Annotated in this window: 7 protein-coding genes; 2 read left to right on the top strand and 5 right to left on the bottom strand. The window is 65.4% G+C overall.

Annotation, left to right across the window (positions count from 1 at the left end; all coding sequences use genetic code 11):
* Positions 1 to 165: 165 nt before the first annotated feature.
* From XH87_RS12485 to murJ, 3 genes are all read right to left on the bottom strand, one after another.
* Entirely contained in the window at positions 166 to 660 is a 495-nt protein-coding gene (locus XH87_RS12485; protein ID WP_271587492.1) for a universal stress protein, read from the bottom strand.
* 106 nt (positions 661 to 766) lie between these two features.
* Positions 767 to 1,819, bottom strand: a complete 1,053-nt coding sequence (gene trpS / locus XH87_RS12480) for a tryptophan--tRNA ligase (RefSeq protein WP_271587491.1) — start codon at positions 1,817 to 1,819, stop codon at positions 767 to 769.
* A 73-nt stretch (positions 1,820 to 1,892) separates the two neighbouring features.
* A complete protein-coding gene (murJ, locus tag XH87_RS12475) occupies positions 1,893 to 3,443 on the bottom strand; it encodes a murein biosynthesis integral membrane protein MurJ (protein ID WP_271587490.1) in 1,551 nt (516 codons plus the stop codon).
* A gap of 124 nt (positions 3,444 to 3,567) precedes the next feature.
* Between murJ and XH87_RS12470 the strand changes: the two genes are divergently transcribed.
* Entirely contained in the window at positions 3,568 to 4,569 is a 1,002-nt protein-coding gene (locus XH87_RS12470; protein ID WP_271587489.1) for an adenosine kinase, read from the top strand.
* A gap of 129 nt (positions 4,570 to 4,698) precedes the next feature.
* Here XH87_RS12470 and XH87_RS12465 read toward each other — a convergent pair whose 3' ends face one another.
* The gene (locus tag XH87_RS12465; protein WP_271587488.1) at positions 4,699 to 6,393 is read right to left on the bottom strand and encodes an AMP-binding protein; all 1,695 of its coding nucleotides are present in this window, start codon (positions 6,391 to 6,393) and stop codon (positions 4,699 to 4,701) included.
* A 226-nt stretch (positions 6,394 to 6,619) separates the two neighbouring features.
* A complete protein-coding gene (locus XH87_RS12460; protein ID WP_271587487.1) occupies positions 6,620 to 7,816 on the bottom strand; it encodes a serine hydrolase domain-containing protein in 1,197 nt (398 codons plus the stop codon).
* 352 nt (positions 7,817 to 8,168) lie between these two features.
* On the opposite strand from XH87_RS12460, the gene XH87_RS12455 reads away from it, so the two are divergent.
* Positions 8,169 to 8,489: a hypothetical protein gene (locus tag XH87_RS12455; RefSeq protein ID WP_035704357.1), complete on the top strand. Its 321-nt coding sequence runs from the start codon at positions 8,169 to 8,171 to the stop codon at positions 8,487 to 8,489.
* The last annotated feature ends 68 nt before the right edge of the window (positions 8,490 to 8,557 follow it).

Here is an 8,557-nt window from a genome sequence, read left to right as displayed (position 1 = left end):
CTGGAGGGGGAGGGTCGATCGCGCAAAGCGCGAGCGGGGTGGGGTGATCTCTCCACTCGGGCAGTGTCGGATGCGGAGAGACCGTCACCCCACCCCGTCTCATGTCTCGCTTCGCCCAACATGAGCCGACCCTCCCCCTCCAGGGGAGGGTAAGAAGCAGCGTCGCTAGGACAGCGAATCCACGCTTTGGTCGCTCAGCGCGCCGGAGATGATCGTCACCGGCACCGGGAACGTGCCCAGCTCATGCGCGAGCAGCGAGACCAGGGGCCCCGGACCCTCCGCGCCGGGATTGGCGGCGAGCACCAGCACGGCGATGTCGGGGTCCTCATCGATCACTGCAAGCAGCTGTTCCATCGGCGCGCCTTCCCGGATCACCCGTTCCGGCGTGATCGCGGCGATGCCGTTGGCGCGGCCGGCGGCGCGGTCGAGCGCGGCCTCCGCCGCCTCCTGTGCCTCGGCGCGCATGATGTCGGCCACACCAAGCCATTCCTGGCTCTGCTGCTCAGGCTCGATGATGCGCAGCATCACCACGCCGCCGCCGGCGCGGATCGCCCAGCGGCTGGCATAGTAGACCGCGCGATCCCATTCGGCGGTGTCGTCGACGATGACGAGGCATTTGGGCTTGTGACCCGGCTCGTAGCAAAGTCGCTTGCTGGTCATGCATGTCCCGGAATGTGCACGACCGGCATGCTGCCACACTCCCGCGATGTTTGGGAGAGGCGAAGCGGCGGGCGCCGTGGCGCCAGCCGGTGTTGCGAAGCGCGCCTTAGCGACGGCGGATGAAGCCGACGATGTCCTTGGAGAGCTTCATGGTCTCGTCGGCGATGGCACGGGCCCGGTCGGAGCCGTCGATGAGGATCGCGTCGATATGGCCGGGGTCGGCGACGAGGCGCTTCATCTCGCCGGCGATCGGCGCGAGCTTGGTGACGCACAGCTCCGCCAGCGCGTTCTTGAAGCTGGAGAACTGGCCGCCGCCGAAATCGCGGAGCACCTCGGCCTTGGAGCGGCCGGAGAGCGCGGCGAAGATGCCGACGAGATTGTCGGCCTCGGGGCGGGCTTCCAGGCCCTTTTCCTCCGTCGGCAGCGGCTCCGGATCGGTCTTCGCCTTGCGGATCTTCTGCGCAATGGTGTCGGCGTCGTCGGTGAGGTTGATGCGCGAATTGTCCGAGGCATCCGACTTCGACATCTTCTTGGTGCCGTCGCGCAAGCTCATCACGCGCGTCGCCGGGCCCGTGATCAGGGGTTCCGGCAGCGGGAAGAACAGGCCGTCATTGTTGCCCTGGGCACGAATGGAATCGCCGAAATCGTTGTTGAACTTCTGCGCGATGTCGCGCGAGAGCTCGAGATGCTGCTTCTGATCCTCGCCGACCGGAACGTGGGTGGCGCGATAGAGCAGGATGTCGGCGGCCATCAGCACGGGATAGTCGAACAGCCCGACCGACGCGTTCTCGCGGTCCTTGCCGGCCTTCTCCTTGAACTGGGTCATGCGGCCGAGCCAGCCCATGCGGGCGACGCAGTTGAAGATCCAGGCGAGCTCGGCATGGCCAGAGACCTGGCTCTGGTTGAACACGATGTGCTTCCTGGGATCGATGCCGGCGGCGATGAACGCGGCGGTCACCTCGCGGGTGCTGCGCGTGAGCTCGGCCGGGCCGCCCCAGACGTCGACGCCTTGCGTGATCGCGTGCATGTCGACGACGCAATAGATGCAGTTATGGGTTTCCTGCATCTTCACGAAGTTGACGATCGCGCCGAGATAGTTGCCGAGGTGCAGATTGCCCGTCGGCTGGACGCCCGAAAAGACCCGTTCAACGAATGGCATGGTCAGCCTTCCCATAGGTATTTGGCCGTCGTTTCCAACAGCGGCGCTGCCCCGTCAAGGGCAATTCGCGAGGTCAGTCGTGCCGGTCGTGCGGGGCAGGCCGCTTCAGGGCGTTGACCGCTTCCCGCCAGGAAGCCGCTCCGAAGATCTGCAGCAGCAAGCCGTAGACGGCGATTCCGGCCGCGATCTGCGCGCCGAGCGCGATGAATTCGATGAAGCCGTGGGCCCCTGCCGGCACAAGTCCTGCCGTCAGCCAGAGCAGAGTGCCCATGGCAGCAGCGGCGAGCACGATCCGCGGCAGCCGCCTGCGGGCGCTCGCATCGACCGAGAAGCCGAACTCGCTCGTGCCCTTGCGGAGCAGCGAGAGCGCGCTGCTCCAGGCGCCGGCCGCGATGCTGGCGGCGATCCCGCTCGTGCCGAAGGCATGGCCGAGCAGGACGGCGAGCACGACAGCGACCACAAAGCCCTTGGCCATGGCCCGCAGCGGCGTCATCGTGTCGCTGCGGGCATAAAAGGCCGGCGACAGCGCCTTGATCAGCACATGCGCCGGCAGGCCCAGCGCCAGCCACATCAGCGCGTGCGCGGTCGCCATGCTGTCCTCGGCGCCGAAGGCGCCGTGCTCGAACAGCAGCCGCACGATCGGCTCGGCCAGCACGATGAGGCCGAGCGTGGCGGGCAGCGCCAGCCCGGTCGCCAGCTCCAGCGCGCGCGATTCGGCATGCGCCACCGCCTCCCTATCGGAGCCAGCGACGGCGCGCGTCAGCTCCGGCACCAGCACCGTGCCCATGGCGACGCCGACGATGCCGAGCGGCAGCTCGATCAGGCGGTTGGCGAAATAGAGCCAGGACACCGCGGATGGCGTCGCCGAGGCGATGATCGCGCCCGCGACCATCAGCCATTGCGGGCCCGAGCTTGCGATCATGCCGGGAATCGCCTTGGCGAAGAAGCCGCGCATCTCCGTATCGAAGCTCGCGCGCAGCGGCGTCGCCAGGTGCGCGCTTCGCTGCGACAGCAGCATCAGCAGTTGCAGCAGGCCGGCAGCGCCGACGGTGGCGGCCAGCATCCACGCAGCGAGACCGGCGTCGGCATGCCAGGCAAGCAGCATGAAGATCGCGGCGATCAGCGCGATATTGAACAGCAGAGGCGAGAACGCGGTGAGGGCAAAGCGCCCTTGCGCATTGAGCAGTCCCATCAGTACGGTGACGGGACCGGCGAAGGCGAGATAAGGCAGCATCAGCCGCGCGTTCTGGACCGCGAGATCGAGCGTGCCGCTGCCGAGGAATCCCGGCGCGATGACCGTGATGACCAGCGGCATCAGAAGCGCAATGCCGATCGAGATCGCGATCAGGGCCGCGCTGATCGTGCCGAGCACGCGGCCGGCGAATGCCGCCGCCGCCACGGCTCCGTCGCGGTCCCTGATACGCAGCCAGGCCGGGATCAGCGCCGCATTCAGCGCGCCCTCGCTGAGCAGCCGGCGTACCACGTTGACGAGCTGAAACGCCGCCAGAAACGCGTCGGCGACGGCGCCGGTGCCGAGCAGCGCCGCGATCAGGGAATCGCGGGCAAAACCCAGCAGGCGCGAGCCCAATGTTCCCGTTGAGACGGTGAGGAAGGAGCGGATCATTGCTCTCGAGAATACCGTTGCTTGCCCGTGCCGGCCCGGTCGTGATAGGCCGCGGGCCAGATTTCAGGCCGACAGGAAGCGGATCTCCGCAGGTATCGCAATCCGGCAAACAGGATCAAGGTGAATGGCTGACGTGAAATATGACGTTCTCGGCATCGGCAACGCGCTGTTCGACGTACTGGTCAGGACCGACGAGGCCTTTCTGGCCAGGCACGGCATGGCCAAGGGCAGCATGTCGTTGATCGACGAGGCGCGGGCGGCTGCCATCTACAAGGACATGGGTCCGGCCACCGAGGTCTCGGGCGGCTCGGCTGCCAACACCATCGTCGGCATCGGCAGCCTGGGGGCACGCGCCGCCTATGTCGGCAAGGTCAAGGACGACCAGATCGGCAAGCTCTACGTCCACGACATCCGCTCAGCCGGCGTCGCCTTCAACACGCCCGCCGCCACGGACGGCCCCGCCACCGGCTGCTCCTATATCCTGGTCACCGGCGACGGCGAGCGGACCATGAACACCTATCTCGGCGCGGCGCAGGATTTGTCGCCCGCCGACATCGACCCGGCCGAGGTCGCGAGCGCCGCAATCGTCTATCTCGAGGGCTATCTCTGGGACCCCAAGAACGCCAAGGACGCCTTCGTCAAGGCGGCCAGGATCGCCCATGACGCCAGGCGCAAGGTGGCGCTGACGCTTTCGGATTCCTTCTGCGTCGACCGCTATCGCGACGAGTTTCTCTCGCTCATGCGCAACGGCACCGTCGACATCGTCTTCGCCAACGAGTCGGAGCTGCATTCGCTCTACATGACCTCGGACTTCGACACCGCGCTGAAGCAGCTGCGCAACGACGTCAATCTCGGAATCGTCACCCGCAGCGAGAAGGGCTGCATGGTGGTCTCGGTGGAAGACGCCGTTGCCGCGCCGGCCTTCCCGGTCGACAAGGTGGTCGACACCACCGGCGCCGGCGATCTCTTCGCTGCAGGCTTCCTGTATGGCCTGGCGCGCAATCTTGCCTACAAGCAGTGCGGCGAGCTCGGCGCACTCGCAGCCGCCGAAGTCATCCAGCACATCGGCGCGCGTCCGCAGGTGTCGCTCAAGGAGCTGGCGCAGCAGCGCAGGTTGACCGCGTAGGGCTCTCGCCACTCTTTCCGTCATTGCGAGCGTAGCGAAGCAATCCAGTCTGTCTCAGCGGAAAGACTCTGGACTACATCAAGAGGGGTCGGCCCTCGGCCGGTGCTAAACTCGCAATGACGGTGTAGCTCACGCCGTCTTCGCCGCCTTCAATCCCAGCCGCTGCTCCACCGCGTCGCGCATCACGAATTTCTGGATCTTTCCCGTCACCGTCATCGGGAATTCATCGACGAATTCGACATAGCGCGGGATCTTGTTGTGGGCGATCTGGCCGTCGCAGAAGGCGCGGACCTCCTCGGCCGTCAGCGTTTCGCCCGGCCTGACGCGAATCCAGGCGCAGAGCTCCTCGCCGTACCGGGTGTCTGCGACGCCAAAAATCTGCACGTCCTGGATCTTGGGGTGACGGTACAGAAACTCCTCGATCTCGCGCGGGTAGAGATTCTCGCCGCCGCGGATCACCAGATCCTTGATGCGGCCGACGATGTTGCAATAGCCCTCGTCGTCTATGGTGGCGAGGTCGCCGGTATGCATCCAGCCATTGGCGTCGAGCACGTCGGCGGTCTTTTCCTTCTCCTCCCAATAGCCCAGCATGACGCTGTAGCCGCGGGTGCAGAGCTCGCCGCGTTCGCCGCGCTTGACGATCCTGCCTTCGAGATCGACGACCTTCACCTCGACATGCGGGTGAATGCGGCCGACCGTGGAGACGCGCCGCTCGAGCGGATCGTCGGTTGCGCTCTGGAAGCTGACCGGGCTGGTCTCGGTCATGCCATAGGCGATAGTGACCTCGCGCATGTTCATCTCGGTGTTGACGCGCTTCATCACCTCGATGGGGCAGGGCGCGCCGGCCATGATGCCGGTGCGCAGTGATTTCAAATTGAACGTCTTGAACTCGGGGTGATCGAGTTCGGCGATGAACATGGTCGGCACGCCGTACAGGGCGGTGCATTTCTCCTGCTCGACCGCACGCAGCGTCGCGAGCGGATCAAAGCCCTCGCCCGGGTAGACCATGGTGGTGCCGAGCGTGACCGAGGCAAGGTTGCCCATCACCATGCCGAAGCAATGATAGAGGGGTACCGGAATGCAGATGCGATCCTGTTCGGTCAGGCGCATCGCGCGGCCGGTGAAATAGCCGTTGTTGAGGATGTTGTGGTGGGTCAGCGTCACGCCTTTGGGCGATCCCGTGGTGCCGCTGGTGAACTGGATATTGACGGGGTCGTCAAATTGCAGGGCGGCGCCGAGCGCGGCAAGCTGCTCGCGATGCTGTGCCCGGCCCATGCGCGCGACTTCCTCGAACGCGGCAGTGCCTGAGGCCGCCGGGCCGCCGATCTGGATCACCATCCGCAAGGCCGGCAATCGCGCCGCCTGCAACTGTCCGGGCCTGGCGTCCGCCAGCTCCGGCAGCAGCGTGTTGAGCATCTCCATGTAATTGCTGGTCTTGAACACGGTGGCGGTGACGATGGCCGCGCAGCCGACCTTCTTCAGCGCGAATTCCAGCTCGCTGAGCCGGTAGGCGGGATTGATCGTCACCAGGATCAGGCCGGCTTTGGCGGCGGCGAACTGGGTCAGCGTCCATTCCGGCCGGTTCAACGACCAGATGCCGATCCGCTCCCCGCGTTCGAGCCCGAGCGCGAGAAAGCCCGCGGCGAGCGCATCGACCCGTTCGGCGAATTCTCTCCAGGTCCATCTGACGCCGTGGCTGGGCGAAACCAGCGCCTCGCGATCGCCCCAACGGCGCACCGCCTGGTCGAGGCTGCGACCGATGGTGTCGCCGAGCAGCGGCGCGTCCGAGATGCCGCAAACGTAGCTGTCCGCTTTATCGGCCAAGTCGAAATCCTTTCTTCAAAATGCTCGGCACGGTCTCTCCATCGTCATGCCCGAGGATAGCCGTGCCAAGGACGGCGTCGCTTCGCTCGCCCATGTCCGGGCATACACGTATTTGTGTCGCACGGTTGTACGTGGATGGCCGGGCCTTCGCCGCGCCGAAGCGGCTTCGGCCGCGCAGGCGGGACGAGCCCGGCCATGATGTGTGGTGAGAGAGCTCGGCTCTCCCTCACGCCGCCTTCTGCCCGCTTCCGGCAGCATCGAGCCCGGCGTAAACCCCGCGCTCGAATCCCGCGAACGCCTCCAGGCATTTCGCATCGGCGAACGGCAGCAGCTGCATCAGGATCACGCCGGTGACGTCGCGCGCCGGATCGATCCAGTAGTAGGTGTTGGCGAGCCCTGCCCAGGCGAGGCTGCCGGCGCTGCGACCTTCGGCGGTCTTCGCGGTGTTGATCATGAAGCTGAGGCCCCACTTCTTCACCTGCTCCGGATAGAGATCGACGTCGTTGGTGTACATCGGTGCCGCCGTCGTCATCTTGCCCATGGCGAGGTCGCCGATGTGATTCTGCCCCATCGTCGCGACGGTCTCGGCCTTCAGCACCTGATTGCCGTTGCCGCGGCCCTTGTTGAGGATCATCTGGGTGAACCTGATGTAGTCGGCTGCGGTCGAGTACAGGCCGCCGCCGCCCATGTGGAATTCCGGCTCCTGCTCGAGCTCGAACGGGATCGATGCGAGCTGGCCGTCCTCGCCGCGCGCGTGCATGCCGACGAGGCGCTTCCGCATGTCGTCGGTGATCTTGAACGCCGTGTCGCTCATGCCGAGCGGGCTGAACAGATTGTCGCGCAGGTAAGCGTCGAGCCGCTTGCCGCTGACGGCCTCCACCGCCTTGCCGACGAAATCGATGTTGGTGCCGTATTCCCAGCGCGTGCCGGGGTCGGTCATGATCGGGGTCTTCAGTGCCGCATTCTGGCAGGTGGTGATGGCGGGAATGCCGTTCTTGTCCAGATAGACCGCGAGATCGCCGTTCCACATATTGTAGCAGAAGCCGGCGGTGTGGGTCATGAGCTGGCGCAGCGTGATCGGTCCCTTCGCCGGGCGCAGCTTTGCATCGCCCTTGGCATCAAAGCCTTCGAGCACCTGCGGCCTGGCGAGATCGGGCAACACATCGCCGATCGGCGCATCCAGCGACAGCTTGCCCTGCTCGACCAGCTGCATTGCGCCCGCTGACGTCACCGCCTTCGTCATCGAGGCGATCCAGAACACGCTGTCATCGGTCATCGCGTCGGGCTTGGACAGGTCGCGCTTGCCGAATGCGCCCTGATACAGCACGTCGTTACCGCTCGCGGCGATGGCGACGACGCCCGGAATCTCCTTGGTCTCGCACTTCTGACGCAGAATCTCATCGATGAGTGCTTGGCTTTGCATGGCGTTTCCTCGGGTTTGATTATTGTTGGAAGCGATCGATTGTCCCTCCGTATGCTCGGCCCGGCAAGTGCATCCATGGACCTGCACCGGTCGCGATGTCGTGACTTGACGGTCTTGATCTCGCGCAGGACGACAACGGGGCTGAACGGCGATGCATCATCACAATCTGCGGTGGATGGTCATGCGTCGCCCTCATCCTGGATGGGGCTCCAGACGATCTGTTTCGCGTGTCTTCGGACGCCTGAAACATTTCGTGAGCTGCCGCGTTCAGCACTCGGTCCGAATCCATGGGCCGATTAAGACTTGATCCAAATTGTTGCCGTCCGTGGATGGGTGGCGAGGGGGACATCAGATGATTTCGACCTGGAGCGAATGGAAGCGCTATCCCCGTCAGGGACGCGGCGACAACCTGGAGGCGCCGATTTCGCCCGGCATTTACGAGGTCCGCATCGCCGGCACCGGCGCACTCTATTCCTTCGGCGCGGTCGACAATCTGGCGCAGGCGCTGGCTCTGCTGCCGGTCGGCTCGAAGTCATGGTTCGGCCGCCGAGACAGGTCCGACGTTCCCGATCTCGAATACCGGACCTGCGCGACGTCCACGAAGGCCGATGCCAAGGCGGCGGCCGAGCGCATGATCGGCCGCCGCGAGACCTATATGAGCGGCGCGGCGTAAGGCCGCTGCCAGTTTAACCCCCATCTGATGTGCGTTGCCGGGCGGTGCATTGCGCGCCGTCTGCCCCT

Source organism: Bradyrhizobium sp. CCBAU 53415 (genome assembly GCF_028128735.1).
In the GTDB taxonomy this organism is placed as follows: Bacteria; Pseudomonadota; Alphaproteobacteria; order Rhizobiales; family Xanthobacteraceae; genus Bradyrhizobium.
The sequence above is the reverse complement of the archived record's forward strand: the minus strand, read 5'-3'. Positions and strand labels throughout refer to the sequence as shown.

Bases quoted from the DNA above. Each gene is read 5' to 3' on its own strand.
- XH87_RS12485 (WP_271587492.1), bottom strand. From the start codon at position 660: ATGACCAGCAAGCGACTTTGCTACGAGCCGGGTCACAAGCCCAAATGC.
- trpS (WP_271587491.1), bottom strand. From the start codon at position 1,819: ATGCCATTCGTTGAACGGGTCTTTTCGGGCGTCCAGCCGACGGGCAAT.
- murJ (WP_271587490.1), bottom strand. From the start codon at position 3,443: ATGATCCGCTCCTTCCTCACCGTCTCAACGGGAACATTGGGCTCGCGC.
- XH87_RS12470 (WP_271587489.1), top strand. From the start codon at position 3,568: ATGGCTGACGTGAAATATGACGTTCTCGGCATCGGCAACGCGCTGTTC.
- XH87_RS12460 (WP_271587487.1), bottom strand. From the start codon at position 7,816: ATGCAAAGCCAAGCACTCATCGATGAGATTCTGCGTCAGAAGTGCGAG.
- XH87_RS12455 (WP_035704357.1), top strand. From the start codon at position 8,169: ATGATTTCGACCTGGAGCGAATGGAAGCGCTATCCCCGTCAGGGACGC.